Genomic DNA, 16609 nt, shown 5'->3' with positions numbered 1-16609 from the left:
GTTTTCGGGAGCGTCATAACCAGGGAGCGGGCTCGCTGCGGGTGCGAGGAACAAAGGAGTGTTGGGAATCGACGCAGATACCGGGCGCACGGTTGGGCATCTGGCGGATGCTGTTGCTGGTATGAGAACCAAAAGAAACGCGCTTGCTCTGATCCATAAGCACATGAGAGAGCCTTTCCGAACCCACGAATAGGGCTGAAAGGAATCTATGACTTCAGAGACTTGTTTGGATTCAGGAAATTGCCACAGCGACGGCTGGTCGAACGTTGGCTCAATGGTAGGGAAACTTCGTTAACTGCAGAAAGCCACCCTTATTGGCATGCCGCAGCCATGACGTGGCTCAGCCCGCAACAGCGCAGGCGAAGCGATCGTGTTGATGTGTAGTATCGGCGACTACCCCGCGAGCAGTTGAACATGCTCCCCGGCGGGTCCGCGCAGGCTCCGTTGTTCACCGACAACCGACACCTGCCAACCAACAGCGAGCAGCATGTTGTCACTCGTTGCCGGAAGACGTAGCGCCAAACTGTACTGCCCTGCATATCGCACGTTGGAGACAACAGGCAGATCCACCTGGTCAATCTCCACCATGCACTGCCCGGGCATCGGCACCACCGCCACCGGGTAGCGTCCGTCCAAGGTCTTGCCATAGGCACGATTGAGCACGGTGATTTTTGTATCGAAGGCCCAGCCTTTGGCGCCCAGCAACGCAGACCAGGCACGTTGCGAGGCATCACGATCCGGCGTGGTCATCACTCCGATGAAGGTGCTTGCAACCGTCGCGTCCGTCATCGGCAGGTCGAACGGCGGCACCGGCGCCTTGATCTGGGTGAGGTAGAGCAGTTCGCCGCACGGTCCAAGCACCTGCGCGGCGCGGATGGCATCGCTCAGCTCCAGGTTGGCGGCTGGACCCAGAACCTTGAATGGCGGCTGCAAGCCGGCGGCCAGCGAATCGATATCGCCAACCAGCACTTCCAGCGACAACCAGCCATGGCGGAACATGGGTTCGGCAACGATTGCCTGTGGGTCTTCAATCACCCGCAGCACCGGCTCGCCTGCGCTGTTGGCCAGCCAGGCCAGCGGCGCGCCGATCAGGTCCGTCAGATCAAGTGCGGCGGCATCCTCGGAGCTCAGTGTCCCGCGCTGCCGCACCTGCATAGCCAACTGCGTGACATAGGCATCGCAGACCTGCCGCAGGTCCGGTGCAATCAGGGTCGCGTGGATGATGCCCTGTTTTAAATGCGGCGCGTTCATGTGCGCCGCTCCGCCGCCAGCTTGCGCTCCAGCCACGGCATCAGCCCGCCGCCGGCAACGATGGCCATCAACTCGTTGGGAATCTTCTCGCAGTCGAATTCGCGACCCGTGCTGTGATTGATGATGCGTCCCTCCACCGGCCGTACTTCCAGTTCGTCGCCGCGCGATGCTTCAAGCGTCGCACAAACCAGCGCGGGAACGCCTAGATTGAGCGCGTTTCGATAGAAGATCCGTGCGAACGATTTGGCGATGATGGCACCCACGCCAAGCTCGGCCAGCGCCTGTACCGCCTGCTCGCGCGAGGAACCGATGCCGAAGGAGTCGCCGCCGACCACGATGTCGCCGCGGCGCACCTCGCTGGCGAATGCCGGATCCACCGCTTCCAGGCAGTGGCTGGCGAGCACGCTCATCGGTTCGCGCATATAGGGGCCGGGCGCCAGCACATCGGTATCGATGCGGTCGCCAAACACGAAGGCCTTGCCACGGACGTTCAAACCTTCTCTCCCAGCAGCTCTCGCGGATCGCAGATTTCGCCCTTCACCGCAGCTGCAGCGACGCTGTATGGCGAGCCCAGGTAGACCTGTGCCTCGGCCGAGCCCATGCGGCCCTTGAAGTTGCGCGCGGTGGTGGACATGCAGATTTCACCGCTGCTGAGCATGCCCGCGCCCATGCCGGCACAGGCGCCGCAGCCGGACGGCAGCAGGATGGCACCGGCTTCGGTCAGCGTCGCCAGGGTGCCTTCGGCTGCCGCCTGTGCCGTCATCGCCACCGAGGCTGGTGCGATCAGCAGGCGCGTTCCCTTGGCGACCTTGCGGCCCTTCAATACTTCGGCAGCCATGCGCAGGTCGGTGAGTTTGGCGCCGGTGCAGGCGCCAATGTATGCCTGGTCAATATGCACTTTGCCGTGTTCGCCGACCGGACGGCTGTTTGCCGGGCTGTGCGGCGCGGCCACATGCGGCGCGATCTGCGTGGCGTCATAGCGGTAGTGGTGCAGGTAGTTGGCACCGGTATCGCTGCGCCACTGCGCCAGCTCACCGTGGAAGGGCTTGCCGGCCCGCTCCAGCGCAGCCAGGGTGGTTGCGTCCGGTTCGACGATACCGGTTTCGGCGCCGAGTTCGGCGGCCATGTTGCACAGGGTCAGGCGCTCGTGCATCGGCATCGCTTGCACCGCGCTGCCACCGTATTCGAACACCTGGCCTTCGTTGCCCATGCCATGTTGGCCGCACAGCATCAGCATCACGTCCTTGGCGCTGACGCCGTGGCCGAGTACGCCGTCCAACTGCACGCGGGTAGTCTGTGGCACGCGCAGCCAGACTTCGCCGGTGACCAATGCGCCCGTGATATCGGTGGCGCCCATGCCGACCATGAAGGCGCCAAAGGCGCCACCGCTTGGCGAATGTGAGTCACCGCCGACACAGAACATGCCTGGTTGCACATGGCCGTGTTCCTGCAGCACCACGTGGCAGATGCCGAGCATGTCGTAGTGGGTAACACCCTGTGCCTGCGCCCACTTGCGGGTGAGTGCGAGGATGTCGGCGCTTTCCATGTCCACCGCCGGTACGAAATGGTCGGAGACCACCACGACTTTGTTCGGGTCCCACACTTTGGCACCAAGCTTTTCCAACCGTGAGGCGACCCGGCGCGGACCGCCGGAGTCATGCATCATCAGCAGGTCGAGTCTGGCGGTGAGGATCTCACCAGCACGCACCGCCTCGCGTCCGCATGCGCGGGCGAGGATCTTTTCTGCAAGGGTTGCAGCCGGGCCTGCACTCACGGTGGTACTCAAGCGCTCGCCTCCGGGTGATCGGTTTCGTAGTCCATGCGCATCTGGTAGCGCAGCTGGTCCGGGCGGTATTGGATTTCCAGCAGATCCTGCAGCTGTTGGTCGGCATTGAAGGAGCGTCTGTCCAGCGTCATCACCGCCTGCCCGGTCGACATCTGCAGGTGCATCGCCGCCAATGCGTCGACGCGGGTGGCGGAAACGGTCTGCTGCACTTTCATCACCTCGATGCCACAGCGGCGGAACAGCTCGATGCGCGAGCCATAGGCAAGGTTCTCGGCGTTGAACTCAGGGTGTGCGGTGCGGGTCCAGCTGGCGTAGTAGCCGAACGGATGGCCGTGGCGGCTGCGCACGCGCACGCAGCGCACCAGCGTCTGCGCGGGTCCAGTGCCGAACAGGTCGCGGACCGGCTGCGGTGGCAGCACGCGTTCCCAGCCGAGCAGGCGGACCTGGGTATTGCCGGCCAGCGTATCCAGGCTGTGCAGCAGTTCGCCCAAGGGTGTCTTCAATGGCATCGGGATGGTCGAGCTGCGCGCGCCGCCGCCAACCACGCGGGTACCACGGCCACGCTGGCGCACCAGCAGTCCGTCGCTGGCCAGCAACTGCAGCGCCTGGCGCACGGTGACGCGCGAGATGCGCAGGCGCCGGGCCAGTTCCTCTTCGCGAGGCAGTTGCTCGCCGTCGCCAATCTCGCCGCGCTCGATCAAACCGCGCAGGAAGCCCTGCAACTGGTGGTAGAGCGGCGCATGCACGTCGCGGCGGAGGATGCCTTCCAGGGATTGTGTGGTGAACGGGTCCATGGCGTGGGTCCGGCGGGCTCGCGATAATCTTAATGATATATCTATATAACTATATTTGAGGCCGACTGCAATCGGCTCCCGGGGCTATATCCGACGTCCGGTCTGTGCCATTCTTTGTCCGGACATTAGTCCAGTGCCATGCGTTCCCCGTTCACCCTTTCGCAGCAGGTGTACCGATGAAACGTTTCTACCCGTGGCTGATCTGCATCGTGGCCATGCTGATGTTGGCGATCTCCAATGGCATGACCATGACCGGCATCACCGCCTTCGATCCGTCGCTGCTGGACGAATTCGGCTGGAGCCGTGGCCAGCTCAAGTTCCGCGACATGTTCAACCTGTTGCTGGCAGCGCTGATGTCACCCTTTGTCGGCGCCTTGATCGACCGCGTCGGTGTACGCAGCCTGGCCTTGTTTGGCAGCCTGCTGCTGGCAGTGCTGTACGCCGCCTACTCACAGGTGCACTCCATCACCCACGTGTACCTGATCCATGTCGGCTTTGCCGCGGTAGTGGTCAGCAGTGGCCTGTGCGTTGCGGTGATCATGGTGTCGCAGTGGTTCCAGACGCGGCGCGGCACGGCGCTGGGGATTGCGCTGGTGGGGAGCAGCCTGGGCGGAATGCTGGTGCCCAAGATCATCATCGGCTTGCTGCCGGAGCATGGTTGGCGGGGCAGCTTCCTGCTGATGGCAGTGATACCCGTGGTCTTGTTCGTGCTCTGCCTGGCGCTGGTTCGTTCGCCCGGTGGCAACGGCCTGCGTCCCTGGGGAGATGGTCAGGCAAGCGACAACAGCGCACCGGGGCGTGCCAGCAGCTTGCCCGACCTGAGTTACCGGCAGGCGCTGCGTACCCGCACATTCTGGGCATTGGCCGTCGTGGCGGTGACCACGTTCTGGGGAATCATGTCGCTGTCCTCGCACCTGATCCTCAACATGAAGGACCTGGGCTTCAGCGGCGAGCAGGCGGGAGATGGCATGTTCCTGCTGTTCGGCCTGGGCATGGTCGGCAAGTTCCTGTTTGGTTTCCTCGCCGACATGACGACCTCGAAGAAAGTATTCGTCTGCAACGTTGCACTGATGGCGCTGGGCTCGATGATCATCGCCCTGCAGCAGCGTGAACTGTTGTGGAGTGGGCTGATCGTGATGGGCCTGGGCTGGGGTGGCCTGTACGCGATCCTGCAGCTGCAGATCGTCGAGGCATTCGGGCTCAGCGCCGCCGGCAAGATCCTCGGCACGATCTCGTTGATGGATGCTACGTCTGCCGGGCTGGGCATCTGGCTGACCGCGGTGATGTTCGATCACTTCGGCAACTACCACGTTGCGTTCACGCTGATCGCGGTGCTGGTGGCGATTGGTCTGCTGGCCTCGTTCTTCGTGCGCGATGAGCGGAGGCTGGCGTTTGTCGGAGCAGGCGGCGAGGCGAGGAAAGCGGAGTCTGCGATCGCGCGCAGTATGGCTTGAGGCTTGTGGGAGCGGCGTAAGCCGCGAAGCTGATGTTGCTGGAGCGCTCTGCATACCTGCCGTCTGAACATGTGCTTGCTTCGCGGCTTACGCCGCTCCCACAAAAGCAAGGCTGTGCGACGTCGTCAAAGCAAAGGCCCGCGCAAGCGGGCCTTTGTCATTCACAGCATGCATTGCAACTCAGAATGGCTTGAGCTTGCCCAGCGCCATGATCACCAGAATGATCAACCAGATGCACAGCACCGGAATCTTCACTCTCGCCACCAGCTGCTTGAGTGACTGCTGCTCGGCATCGCTTGCGGTGCCGGTCACCACCTTGCCAAACAACGGGCCAAACGGCCGCAGCTGGATGCGCACCAGCAGGCCCATGCTGATGATGCTGGCGAACAGGATGAGCTTGGCTCCCAACCAGCGGCTCTGCGCGATATAGCCACCGTCGCTGAGCGCATCGATGCCGGCCACAACACAGCCGACCAGCACCAGCAGGCGCAGGTAGAAATCCACGCGCGCGATGCGCAGGCCGCTGGCCGAATGCTCCTTGATGAAGGCCGCCCAGGCCAGGCCCAGCCATGCCAGCGTGCCCACCCACACCAACCACAACCAGCCATCCAGGGGCAGCAGCCCGGCCTTGGTGGCAATGGTCAGGCCGGTGCCCAGGGCCATGATCAGGCAGGTACGCGGGATCATGTCCAGCAGCATCATCGCCTTTGCCGAGAACAGCCGCACCGGCAGTGGTTGTGCAGGGTCGGCGATCTTGCCAGCGATGTAGAACACACCCAGGTCGCCGCCCAGCCAATAGCCGCCGATCAGAAGGTGCAGCAGCAACAGCAGTTGATAGTCCATCGTGGTCTCCAGAAGACATCACTCCCGGTTGGGAGCATCGTTATCCGTAAAAAACATCGCTCCCGGTCGGGAGCGATGGGTGCAGCATGTAGTGAAGGCTTACCAGAAGCGGTACTTGAACTCGACCCCGTAGGTGCGCGGCACGTTCGGGTAGATCACGCCGATGCCCAGCCCGGCGATATCAAAGCCACCGGTGGAATAGAACTTGTCGCCGAGGTTCTTGCCCCATGCCGCCACCGACCAGTTGGCATCGCGTGGCTCATAGGAGATGCGTGCGTTGTACTCGGTGTTGGCGCGGGTCATGATCAACCGCGAAGTGTCCTGGTTCTGGTAGTACTCATCGGTGTGCCGCGCCTGCGCACTGAACACCAGGTCGGCATTGCCAACCGGCTGCACGTAGGTGCCTGCCAGGGTCCACTGCATGTCCGGCGAGCTCTTCATCGAGCGGCCTCTGAAGTAGGCGGCATTGACCGCCGCATAGTCCTTGTACTCGCCGTCGATGGTGCCGATGCTGGCGTCCACGCGCAGCTTGCTGGTCAGCTGCGCCTGCGCTTCGACTTCAATGCCCTGGATCAGTGCGCCGGTGGCGTTGGTCATCACGAACACGCCGTCCGAGTTGACCGCGGTCAACTGGATGCCATCGTAGTCCAGCCGGTAGTAATCGGCGTTCAAACGCAGGCGGTTGTCCCACAGCGTGGATTTCACGCCAACTTCGTAAGCACGCAGCGTCTCCGCGTCGACGGGTGTCACCGTGGCATAGGTGGTGCCGCGGCCGTTGAAACCGCCACTCTTGAAGCCGGTGGTGACGCTGGCGTAGCCCATCACGTTGTCGCTGAAGTCATAGGACAGCAGCACTTTCCAGTCAGGCCGGTTCCAGCTCTTCTCCAGCGCCTTGCTGTAGTTGGGATCGCCGTTGGCCTTCACCGAGCGCACCGAAAAGTCCTTGTTCTCGTAGCTGTAGCGCCCGCCAAGGGTCAAGGTCAGCTTGTCGTTGAACTTGTAGTCGCCCTGCGCATACAGCGCATAGGCCGAGGTGTCCTGCTCGACGAAGTTGGTACCGCCACGGGTGAAGATGTCGTTGCGGGTCGGCTGGTTGTTGTGTTCCCAGAACGCGAACACACCGGCCACCCAGCTGAAGGGACCGTCCAGCTGCGAGGTGAACTGCGCTTCATAGCCCTTCTGGTTCTGCTTCTGGTCCTGTTCCAGGTGGTAACGCATCTGGCTGGTGCCATCGACGTCCATGTAGAAATGGTGCTCGAGGGTGCGGTAGTGGGCGATGCTGCGCCAGGAGAATGCGCCGAAGTCGGTTTCGTTGGTCAGCGCAATGCCGAACTGATCCAGATCGTTGAGGCCGCGCGTGTCAGTTTCGGTCTTGTAGTAACTGCCCAGCTTCGGCGAGACCGTGTCGGTCGTGGTGTCCAGCGCAACCGGCGTGCCCCAGGCCGGGGTGGAACGCTCGCGCAGACGATCGATGCTCAGCGTCGCATAGGACGACTCGCCCCAGGTGCTGGCGAAGGCCAGGCGCCCGGCCAGCACGTCCTGGTCATTGACCCAGCGGTTGTTGGTGATGTTATGCATGATGCCGTCGCGATTGCGGCTCAATACCGCCGCCGAGACGTCGAGCGTCTCGCCGATGCGGGTGGTGAACATCGCGCGGCCATCGAACCGGCCAAAGTTGCCGATGCTGCCATCGAAGCTCAGCTTCTCCTCACCGGTCGGCTTCTTCGAGATGTAGCGGATGGCGCCGCCGGTGGCGTTGCGGCCGTACAGCGTGCCCTGCGGGCCGCGCAGCACTTCGATGCGGTCCACGTCGTAGAGGTCGAACATCGCGCCGTTCTGGCGGGCGATGTAGACGTCGTCTATGTACAGTGCCACCGCCGGATCGTTGGTGAACATCGACTCATCGGCGCCGACACCGCGCATGATGATCTTGGCGCCGGAGCTGGTGCCGGTGTTCTGTTCGATGATGATGTTGGGCGTGGTGAACTTGATGTCGTCCACGCGCTTGATCTGCATGCGATCCAGCGCCGGGCCACTGATCACGCTCATGCTGAGCGGGGTCTTCTGGATCTGTTCTTCGCGACGCTGGGCGGTCACGCTTACCTGGTCAAGCTGCACAGCATCCTTGTCGGACGACTGGGCGTAGGCATCGCCGCTGCCGATGGCCGTCATGATCGCAACTGTTAACGCACTCCGGTACAGAACATCTTTCATGACTCGCCTCGTAGCGTGATGAAGGAAAAGCTCGGTCGGGTGGGGGAAAGCAAGGACATATAGATATATCAATGCTTCCTAAGGAGTATTCCGCCATTTGTCCGGACAATCAACAGGACTATTGCAGGTTTTTTACGCCCGCTGCCGAACGCTGGAAATGACGACATCCTGTTGAAATAAATGACTTTTATAAAAATGAATGGGAATGGTTGTTTGTCCTATAGGTGTGGTCGATAGGTCATTTGCAGTGTGTGCTGCAAATGCAGCACACACTGCAAACCGGCGCTTTGGCAGGCCGCTCAGTACGCAGGCTTGATTGATTTATTGATATAACAATAGTCATATCGGCCACCGTGATTACGCCCATGCAGACCGCAACGTCCGTCCGTCGCCAGTTCATCCGCATCGGTGATCGCACCGTGCATTACCGATATGCAGGGCAGGGGCCGGTGCTGCTGTTGCTGCATCAGTCGCCACAGAACTCGCGCATGTGGTTGCAGATGATCGGGCGCTTCGCCGATCGCTATACGGTGATCGCACCGGATACTCCGGGCTTTGGCTATTCCGATGCATTGGCGGATGCTTCACCGGGCATCGATCGTTTTGCCGAAGCCACCCTGGAGTTTGCCGATGCGCTGGGTATCGAGCGCTTTGCTCTGTTCGGGATGCACACCGGCGGTTTGATCGGCATGCATCTGGCGTGGATGGCGCCACAGCGCCTGCATTGCCTGATCATCGATGGCTACGCGTTGTTCAACGATGCCGAGCGCGCACGCTACAGCGACAAGTACCTCCCGGTATTCCTGCCGACATGGGATGGCGCGCACCTGCGCTGGCTGTGGTCGCGCATGCGTGAGCAGCTGTACTTCTTTCCATGGTGCGATCCATCCGTCGAGTGCGCGATTGCACTGCAGCCGTATAGCGCGCAGGGCACGCACGAGGCGGCGATGGACATCCTCGATGTGGGCGACAACTACCGCAGCGGCTATGGCGCCGCGTTCCGCTATAGCGAGCGCCAACGCGTTGGCGAGCTGTGTTGCCCGGCCTGGCTGATCTACCGGCACGATGATGTGCTGCTGAGCCATCGGCAACGCCTGCCCGCATTGCCGGACAACGTGATCAGCGTGGAAGAGCCCGGCGGTGTGGAGGGCCTGCATGGGCGCATGGACACGATCCTGCAGCAATACGCCGTGCCGCCCGCCGCGCCCGTGGAACTGACCGCACGTGAGCTGCAGGGCTGGACACGGCGTGTCATCGACACCGCGCTTGGCGAGGTGGCGGTGCGGCTGCGACGCGGCACTGCAGATGCCGTGCTGCATATCCATGCGCCGGGACAGGCACCGTTGCCGGTGTCAGCGTTGCCGGAGGATGCACGTACCCAGATCGCCATCGAGCTGCCTGGCCACGCGGGCTCGGCCGAGATCAGCGCACCGTTGAGCGCGGAGACCATGCAGACGGCGTTGCGTGCGGTAATTGCCGATCTGGCGCCGGATCAGGCCGTTGCATTGCATGCACAGGAAGGCGCGGCAGCGTATGTGCCCGCGCTGGCCGAATGGTTGGGCACGCGCCTGAGCGAGGTGGTGCTGCACAAGCCGTGGCTGCTGCGGGCTGGCGAGTGCGAGCGCCTGCTCGCGCAGTTGCCGGATCCTGCCATTCACGCCGCCGGCGGTCATATGGCCGAAGTCTGGCAGTGGGAGCGTGAGCGCCACCTGCTGTGGCCGTGGCTGGCGCCCAGCGCCGCCGCGCGCAGGTTGGTAGCGGGCCCGGAGACCGCACAGGTGCACGCCAATGTGGTCGAGCTGTTGCGGCTTGGTTCGCAGTTGCCGGTGCTGTTTGCCGGCGTTGCGGTGGCGGACATCGAGCGCGAACTACTGGCCTTGCAGGCGCCGGTGACGTTGCATGCCGATCCCCAGGATGACTATCAGGGGCGCACCGCCGCGTTGACGGCACAGCTGGCAGCACGCTGAGCCGATACAGCGCAGCCGCTTCAGGGCGGCTGCGCTGTGCACGCATCAGGCCGGTTGCAGCAGCTCCAGCTGTTCACCATCCGGGCCGAGCAAGGTGACGATGGCGCAATGCCCGAAGCCGGGCACATCGAGGACGTCACGTGCGATCAGCTGCGCGCCCAGTTGCTGCAGCCGCTCCACATCGGCGTCCAGCGCATCACTGAGCAGTGTGGCCGAGAGGATGCCAATATTCGGCGGCACCGCGACATCGCGCAGCGGTGCATCGGGCAGGTGCTGCATGTCGAGATAGGCGAACATCTCCACACGGCCGGGCACGATGTGTCCGTCCTTGATCAGGTTGACGTTGTGGATGCGCACCGGCCGGTCCGTGCCCAGCAGTGTCTGCAGCTCGGGGAAGTCGAGCACGCGGTCGAACAACACTTCGAAACCCAGCGCCTTGTAGAAGGCTACCGAGCGCGCTACATCGCGGGTGGCCAGGGCAATGGTCTGCACCACGCTGACATCGGTGTCCAGTGGGCCACGCAGCTCACCGCCGCGCTCGTAGGAGAACACGTCAAGGCGGATGCCATCGGGATCATCATTGATTGAATCACGCACTGCGACCTGCTCGCTGACTTCCCAATAGCTGGGCTCATGCGCGCTGCTGCCGCCGGCCGCAGTGATTGCCTGCATTGTTGCCAGGGCATCCGCGCAGCGGAAGTTGAGTGCGTAGTAGCCGCTGCCGTTGTAGAGGTTGTCGGCGTTCCACAGCCGCTGCCCGGGTGCGTCGAAGGCGACCAGTCGGATCCTCCCCAATCCCGAGTCGTCGGGCGCGATGACGGCGTACTCGCCGCGCAGCGTGGCATCGAAACGCCATAGCGGCGCCAGTCCGGCGTGCAGCGCCCCGCGTGCCTGTACACGGTAACCAAGTGCGTTCTCATAGAAGGCGCAGGCTCGCTGCAGATCGCTTACGCCAAGGGTGACTGCCTTCACTTCGGACAACATGCCGGACTCCTGGATCAGGAACGTGGAAAGGTCATACCTGTTCCGATCCTGCAATATGTCCGGACAAATTGTCCAGTGGAGCTGGTCTGGCTGGGGACAGGTGTAGTGCCGAGCCATGCTCGGCAGGGGGCATTACCGGTAAGGCTTCACATGTAGTGCCGAGCCATGCTCGGCAGGGGCATTACCGGGAAGGCTTCAGATGTAGTGCCGAGCCATGCTCGGCAGGGGCATTACCGGGAAGGCTTCAGATGTAGTGCCGAGCCATGCTCGGCAGGGGGCATTACCGGTAAAGATCCTGCCGAGCATGGCTCGGCACTACGCTCCCTCCCTTGCACGCAGTGCAGGGGAGGGTTGGGGAGGGGTAGCTTCTGCGGCGTTACCGGTAGAGCCCCTGCCGAGCATGGCTCGGCACTACGCTCCCTCCCTTGCACGCAGTGCAGGGGAGGGTTGGGGAGGGGGGGGCTTTTGCAGCATCGCCGGTAGAGCCCCTTGCCGAGCATGGCTCGGCACTACCGTTTGCGTTTCGCTTACTGCTGCTCGCGCGCGATCGCGCGCCAGCCGATGTCGTTGCGGTGGAATTCGTTGGCCCAATGGATTTTTGCAACGCCTGCATACGCATGCTTCTGCGCATCACCAACGCTGTCACCCAAGGCGGCAACGCACAGCACACGGCCACCGGCGCTGACGACATTGCCGTCAGCATCCAGCGCGGTACCGGCATGGAACACCTTGGCGCTGGCCGGCTCATCACCCAAACCGCTGATCACATCACCGGTGATCGGCGTTTCCGGATAGGGCTTGGCAGCCAGCACAACGCCCAATGACGGACGCGGATCCCATTGCGCTTCCACACCGGCGAGCGCGCCATCAATGGCCGCTTCGACCAGATCCACCAGGTCTGACTGCAGGCGCAGCATCACCGGTTGGGTTTCCGGGTCGCCGAAGCGCACGTTGAATTCGATCACCTTCGGCGCGCCGTCGGCATCGATCATCAACCCGGCATACAGGAAGCCGGTGAACGGCACGCCGTCGGCGATCATGCCGGCCACGGTCGGTTCAACGACTTCACGCATCACCCGTGCGTGCACTTCCGGGGTCACCACCGGCGCCGGCGAGTAAGCGCCCATGCCGCCGGTGTTCGGGCCGGTATCGCCATCACCAACGCGCTTGTGGTCCTGGCTGGTGGCCATCGGCAGTGCGATGCGGCCATCGACCATCGAGATGAAGCTGGCTTCTTCGCCTTCGAGGAATTCCTCGATCACCACGCGTGCGCCGGCATCGCCAAACGCATTGCCGCTGAGCATGTCATGCACGGCGGCCTCGGCTTCTTCCATCGTCATCGCCACAATCACGCCCTTGCCGGCGGCAAGCCCGTCGGCCTTGATCACGATGGGCGCGCCCTTCTCATGCAGGTAGGCCAGCGCGGCATCCACTTCCGTATGCACGGCGTAGTACGCGGTAGGAATACCGTGACGGGCCAGGAAGTCCTTGGCGAAGGCCTTGCTGCCTTCCAGCTGCGCGGCAGCGGCGGTCGGGCCGAAGATGCGCAGGCCTGCCTCGCGGAAACGATCGACCACGCCCAGCACCAGCGGTACTTCCGGGCCGACCACGGTCAGGCCCACGGACTCGTCCTGCGCCAGCTTCAGCAGGCCATCGATGTCGTTGACCTTGATCGCGACATTGCGGCACCTGCCTTCGGTGGCGGTGCCGGCATTGCCGGGGGCGACGATCACTTCGCTTACGCGCGGCGATTGCGCCAGCTTCCAGGCAAGTGCGTGTTCGCGGCCGCCAGAGCCGATGACGAGGATTTTCATGGGGTCAGTTCCTGTGGGGCATCAATGGGGAAGGCAATGGGAGGCTTTCAGCGTGACTTCGAAGAACGTCGCGCCACTGGCATCCACGAAGCGCCGGCGCACGCCGCCGCCGGCGGCATAGACCGGCTGCAGTGCCGGTTCCCTGCACAGCTCGGTGATGGCTTCATCCTCGTCACGGCGCAGTGCTTCGAACACGTCAGGCTTGGCCTTGGCCATTGCCACGCTGGCGCCGGGAAAGCTCACCACGAACACGATGTCGTTGCCATGGCGATGCGCCGAGGCGGTCACCAGTCCATCGCGGTAAGGCGCCGGCAATTGCTTGCCGAGCGTGGCGAGCGCGGTGTGCTGGGCGTCGCTCAGCGTGCTGTTGCCGCAGCCGGCGAGCAGGACGGCACACAGGCCGGCGGTGACTGCGAGAAGGGCATTACGCATCAGTTGCAAGCCTCCAGCTGCATGGTGGAAGGGATCAGGTAGCGCGATTGCGTGGTGTCGTAGGCGATGCTGTGGCTCTTGTTCACCGCACCGGCACAGCCCCGACCTTTCTCCTGCACGCGCAGCGGCCAGTAAGCGAGCTGCGGCTGGCTGTCGTCGGGTGCCGCATCGAAGTTCAGGTCCAGGCGGCCGTGCGAACAGTTGCCGGAGCCATTGCAGTCAATCGCGTTGCGATCATCCAGATGGCTGCGCAGCCAGCCTGCGCTGGACAGCTTCTTGTCGCCGTCGAACACGTACCAGGCGCGATTGCGCATTGCTGCGCCAACCACCACCAGCTCGTCGTCGACCTGGAAGGCCCAGGCATCTGCGCCGATCTGCAGCGTGCTGACCTTGCCCGGCTTGCCGCCGGTGCCGCTGCCCTGGCCGAGCAGTTCTGCGGCGACGCTGACGCCGTCGTCGTCGGCGCGCTGCAGGACAATGAAATCGGTGCTGCCCAGTTCAATCGGACTGGCGTCGTCGTACGTGGTGCAGATTGCCAGCATGCGGTAGTTGCCGTTCTGCACCTTGATGCTCTGGTCGGCGCAGATGTCGCGATGCACCGGGCGGGCCTGCCCCAGGTCGGCATCACTCAGTTGCTGCGCCCATTGCCCCTGCAACTGCACGGCACTGCCATAGCGCTCCTGCAGTACCGCCATCACCCCAGCCTCGTAGCTGGGTTTCGGCTTCGCTGCAGCAGGGTCGCTCTGTGCGGGCGTGCCCTGCTGGCACGAAGCCAGCAGGGCGACGGCGAGCAGGGAAATCAAACGCGGGAAAACCCTGGTCGCCATGTGCCAGCTCTCTGTGACGGAATCAGTGACGGAAGTGGCGCACGCCGGTGAACACCATGGCGATGCCATGTTCGTCGGCAGCGGCGATCACTTCGTTGTCACGCATCGAACCGCCAGGCTGGATCACCGCGGTGATGCCGGCTTCGGCAGCGGCATCCAGGCCATCACGGAACGGGAAGAATGCATCCGATGCCATCACCGAGCCCGGCACCACCAGGCCTGCATCCGCCGCCTTGATGCCGGCGATGCGCGCCGAGTAGACACGGCTCATCTGGCCAGCACCAACACCGATGGTGCGCTCGTCCTTGGCGTAGACAATCGCGTTGGACTTGACGTACTTGGCCACGCGCCAGGCGAACAGCAGGTCGCGCGTTTCAGCGGCGGTCGGCGCGCGCTGGGTGACGGTCTTCAGTTCGTCGGCGCTCATGCCGCGGTTGTCGGCGCTCTGGATCAGCAGGCCCGAACCGATGCGCTTGGTGTCGTAGTTGTTGCGTGCATCACCGGCCGGGATGCGCAGCACGCGCACGTTGGCTTTTTTGGTGGCGTAGTCCAGCGCGGCCGGTTCGTAGTCCGGTGCGATCAGCACTTCGACGAACTGGCGGTCGAGGATGGTCTTGGCGGTTGCCGCGTCCAGCGTGCGGTTGAAGGCGAGGATGCCGCCGAAGGCGCTGGTCGGGTCGGTGTTGTAGGCCATCTCGTAAGCGGCGCCGACATCGGCAGCCACCGCCACGCCACACGGATTGGCGTGCTTGACGATGACGCAGGCCGGCACGTCGAACTGACGCACGCATTCCCATGCGGCATCGGCATCTGCGAGGTTGTTGTAGCTCAGTTCCTTGCCCTGCAGCTGCACGAAGGTGGCCAGGGTGCCCGGCACCGGATACAGGTCGCGGTAGAACACGCCGCTCTGGTGCGGGTTCTCGCCGTAACGCAGGTCCATGACCTTGATGAAGGAGGAATTCATCTGCGCCGGGTATTCATTGCGCACCGGCACAGCAGCGCTGGTGTCGGTCACGGCCGACAGGTAGTTGCTGATCGCAGCGTCGTACTGGGCCACGCGGTTGAATGCGGCAACCGACAGCTCGAAGCGCTTGGCGGCGGACAGCTTGCCGTCGTTGCTGGCCAGTTCGGCCAGCAGTGCGTCGTACTGGTCCGGGCTGGTCGCCACGGCGACGCGGGCGAAGTTCTTGGCCGCGCTGCGCAGCATTGCCGGGCCGCCGATGTCGATGTTCTCAACCGCGTCGGCGAGCGTGCAGTCGGCCTTGGCAGTGACTGATTCGAACGGGTACAGGTTCAGTACCAGCAGATCGATCGCGGCGATGCCGTGTTCTGCCATCACCGCGTCATCGGTGCCGGCGCGACCGAGCAGGCCGCCGTGCACCATCGGATGCAGGGTCTTGACCCGGCCGTCCATCATTTCCGGGAAGCCGGTGACATCGGACACGTCCTTGACCGGCAGGCCGGCCTCGCGGATCGCCTTGGCGGTGCCGCCGGTGGACAGCAGCTCGACGTTGCGGGCAGCCAGGGCACGGGCCAGATCGATCAGGCCGGTCTTGTCGGAAACGGACAGCAGAGCCCGGCGTACGGGCAGCAGATCAGAAGACATGGGGAGGCAGGGGGGAGCGGAAGCGGGCCCATATTGTAGCCGCGCGGTCACACAGAAGCAGGGTGTAGTGCCGAGCCATGCTCGGCAGGGGCTTTCCCAGCAATGCAACCGTAGTGCCGAGCCATGCTCGGCAGAGGCCTTCCCAGCAATGCACGTGTAGTGCCGAGCCATGCTCGGCAGGGGCTTTCCCAGCAATGCAACCGTAGTGCCGAGCCATGCTCGGCAAAGGCCTTCCCAGCAATGCAACTGTAGTGCCGAGCCATGCTCGGCAAGGGGCCTTCCCGGCAATGCACGACGGCGGGGATTACCGGTAACGCTTCTGCCGAGCATGGCTCGGCACTACAGGCAGCCCAGGGCTTACGCCAGCCCGTATTCCTTCAGCTTCTTGCGCAGGGTGGCGCGGTGGATGCCCAGCAATGCCGCGGCGCGGCTCTGGTTGCCTTCGCAGTGGTTCAGCACTTCCACGAACAACGGGATTTCCATCTCGCGCAGCACGATCTCGTACACATCGTCGGCGTCGCAGCCGTCCAGATCGCGCAGGTAGCGCCGTACGGACTGGGCAACGTGTTCGCGAAGCGGCGGCTTCGGAGCGCCACGACTGGTGTCAGGACGGGTGGGGGCAGCGTTCAAGGAGAGT

General features: G+C 63.5%; 14 protein-coding genes. 2 read left to right on the top strand and 12 right to left on the bottom strand.

What is annotated here, in order from left to right:
* Positions 1-393 precede the first annotated feature (393 nt).
* Genes AC13FW_RS13470 through AC13FW_RS13455 form a run of 4 tightly spaced genes read right to left on the bottom strand, consistent with a single transcriptional unit; the run spans position 394 to position 3831 of the window.
* A complete protein-coding gene (locus AC13FW_RS13470; RefSeq protein ID WP_482989399.1) occupies positions 394-1251 on the bottom strand; it encodes a hypothetical protein in 858 nt (285 codons plus the stop codon).
* Positions 1248-1745 carry a LeuD/DmdB family oxidoreductase small subunit gene (locus AC13FW_RS13465; RefSeq protein WP_296248532.1) on the bottom strand — a complete coding sequence of 166 codons (498 nt, stop codon included), beginning with the start codon at positions 1743-1745 and terminating at the stop codon, positions 1248-1250. The genes AC13FW_RS13470 and AC13FW_RS13465 overlap by 4 nt, the downstream gene beginning before the upstream one ends.
* Positions 1742-3037, bottom strand: coding sequence for a 3-isopropylmalate dehydratase large subunit (locus AC13FW_RS13460; RefSeq protein ID WP_482989398.1), 1296 nt, complete (start codon positions 3035-3037; stop codon positions 1742-1744). Before AC13FW_RS13460 ends, AC13FW_RS13465 begins: the two co-directional genes overlap by 4 nt.
* Positions 3034-3831, bottom strand: coding sequence for a GntR family transcriptional regulator (locus AC13FW_RS13455; RefSeq protein ID WP_482989397.1), 798 nt, complete (start codon positions 3829-3831; stop codon positions 3034-3036). The genes AC13FW_RS13460 and AC13FW_RS13455 overlap by 4 nt, the downstream gene beginning before the upstream one ends.
* Positions 3832-4007: 176 nt before the next feature.
* On the opposite strand from AC13FW_RS13455, the gene AC13FW_RS13450 reads away from it, so the two are divergent.
* Entirely contained in the window at positions 4008-5285 is a 1278-nt protein-coding gene (locus AC13FW_RS13450) for an MFS transporter (RefSeq protein ID WP_482989396.1), read from the top strand.
* 180 nt (positions 5286-5465) lie between these two features.
* Here the strand turns inward: AC13FW_RS13450 and AC13FW_RS13445 are convergent, their stop codons facing one another.
* Positions 5466-6128 carry a hypothetical protein gene (locus AC13FW_RS13445; protein WP_482989395.1) on the bottom strand — a complete coding sequence of 221 codons (663 nt, stop codon included), beginning with the start codon at positions 6126-6128 and terminating at the stop codon, positions 5466-5468.
* Between the two features lie 99 nt (positions 6129-6227).
* A complete protein-coding gene (locus AC13FW_RS13440) occupies positions 6228-8342 on the bottom strand; it encodes a TonB-dependent receptor (RefSeq protein ID WP_482989394.1) in 2115 nt (704 codons plus the stop codon).
* 365 nt (positions 8343-8707) lie between these two features.
* On the opposite strand from AC13FW_RS13440, the gene AC13FW_RS13435 reads away from it, so the two are divergent.
* Entirely contained in the window at positions 8708-10309 is a 1602-nt protein-coding gene (locus AC13FW_RS13435; protein WP_482989393.1) for an alpha/beta fold hydrolase, read from the top strand.
* Positions 10310-10354: 45 nt separating this feature from the next.
* On the opposite strand, the gene AC13FW_RS13430 is transcribed toward AC13FW_RS13435, so the two are convergent.
* The 6 genes from AC13FW_RS13430 to fis all read right to left on the bottom strand — a co-directional run bounded on the left by AC13FW_RS13430 (position 10355) and on the right by fis (position 16602).
* Entirely contained in the window at positions 10355-11293 is a 939-nt protein-coding gene (locus tag AC13FW_RS13430; RefSeq protein WP_482989392.1) for a VOC family protein, read from the bottom strand.
* Positions 11294-11820: 527 nt separating this feature from the next.
* A complete protein-coding gene (gene purD / locus AC13FW_RS13425) occupies positions 11821-13107 on the bottom strand; it encodes a phosphoribosylamine--glycine ligase (protein ID WP_482989391.1) in 1287 nt (428 codons plus the stop codon).
* A 21-nt stretch (positions 13108-13128) separates the two neighbouring features.
* Positions 13129-13539, bottom strand: coding sequence for a hypothetical protein (locus AC13FW_RS13420; protein WP_296253879.1), 411 nt, complete (start codon positions 13537-13539; stop codon positions 13129-13131).
* Positions 13539-14366 (bottom strand): hypothetical protein, encoded by an 828-nt coding sequence (locus tag AC13FW_RS13415; protein WP_482989390.1) that lies wholly within the window; start codon positions 14364-14366, stop codon positions 13539-13541. Before AC13FW_RS13415 ends, AC13FW_RS13420 begins: the two co-directional genes overlap by 1 nt.
* Positions 14367-14388: 22 nt before the next feature.
* Positions 14389-15972 carry a bifunctional phosphoribosylaminoimidazolecarboxamide formyltransferase/IMP cyclohydrolase gene (gene purH / locus AC13FW_RS13410; protein ID WP_481549508.1) on the bottom strand — a complete coding sequence of 528 codons (1584 nt, stop codon included), beginning with the start codon at positions 15970-15972 and terminating at the stop codon, positions 14389-14391.
* Positions 15973-16329: 357 nt separating this feature from the next.
* Positions 16330-16602, bottom strand: coding sequence for a DNA-binding transcriptional regulator Fis (fis, locus tag AC13FW_RS13405; RefSeq protein ID WP_057626401.1), 273 nt, complete (start codon positions 16600-16602; stop codon positions 16330-16332).
* Positions 16603-16609: the final 7 nt, after the last annotated feature.

It is taken from the genome of Stenotrophomonas sp. 21LCFQ19 (genome assembly GCF_056861425.1).
This window is presented reverse-complemented; position numbering and strand designations above follow the sequence as displayed.

Coding starts and splice junctions, on each gene's coding strand:
- AC13FW_RS13420 (WP_296253879.1), bottom strand. CDS start 13,539: ATGCGTAATGCCCTTCTCGCAGTCACCGCCGGCCTGTGTGCCGTCCTG.
- AC13FW_RS13415 (WP_482989390.1), bottom strand. CDS start 14,366: ATGGCGACCAGGGTTTTCCCGCGTTTGATTTCCCTGCTCGCCGTCGCC.
- AC13FW_RS13430 (WP_482989392.1), bottom strand. CDS start 11,293: ATGTTGTCCGAAGTGAAGGCAGTCACCCTTGGCGTAAGCGATCTGCAG.
- purH (WP_481549508.1), bottom strand. CDS start 15,972: ATGTCTTCTGATCTGCTGCCCGTACGCCGGGCTCTGCTGTCCGTTTCC.
- AC13FW_RS13445 (WP_482989395.1), bottom strand. CDS start 6,128: ATGGACTATCAACTGCTGTTGCTGCTGCACCTTCTGATCGGCGGCTAT.
- AC13FW_RS13450 (WP_482989396.1), top strand. CDS start 4,008: ATGAAACGTTTCTACCCGTGGCTGATCTGCATCGTGGCCATGCTGATG.
- AC13FW_RS13440 (WP_482989394.1), bottom strand. CDS start 8,342: ATGAAAGATGTTCTGTACCGGAGTGCGTTAACAGTTGCGATCATGACG.
- AC13FW_RS13470 (WP_482989399.1), bottom strand. CDS start 1,251: ATGAACGCGCCGCATTTAAAACAGGGCATCATCCACGCGACCCTGATT.
- AC13FW_RS13455 (WP_482989397.1), bottom strand. CDS start 3,831: ATGGACCCGTTCACCACACAATCCCTGGAAGGCATCCTCCGCCGCGAC.
- AC13FW_RS13435 (WP_482989393.1), top strand. CDS start 8,708: ATGCAGACCGCAACGTCCGTCCGTCGCCAGTTCATCCGCATCGGTGAT.
- purD (WP_482989391.1), bottom strand. CDS start 13,107: ATGAAAATCCTCGTCATCGGCTCTGGCGGCCGCGAACACGCACTTGCC.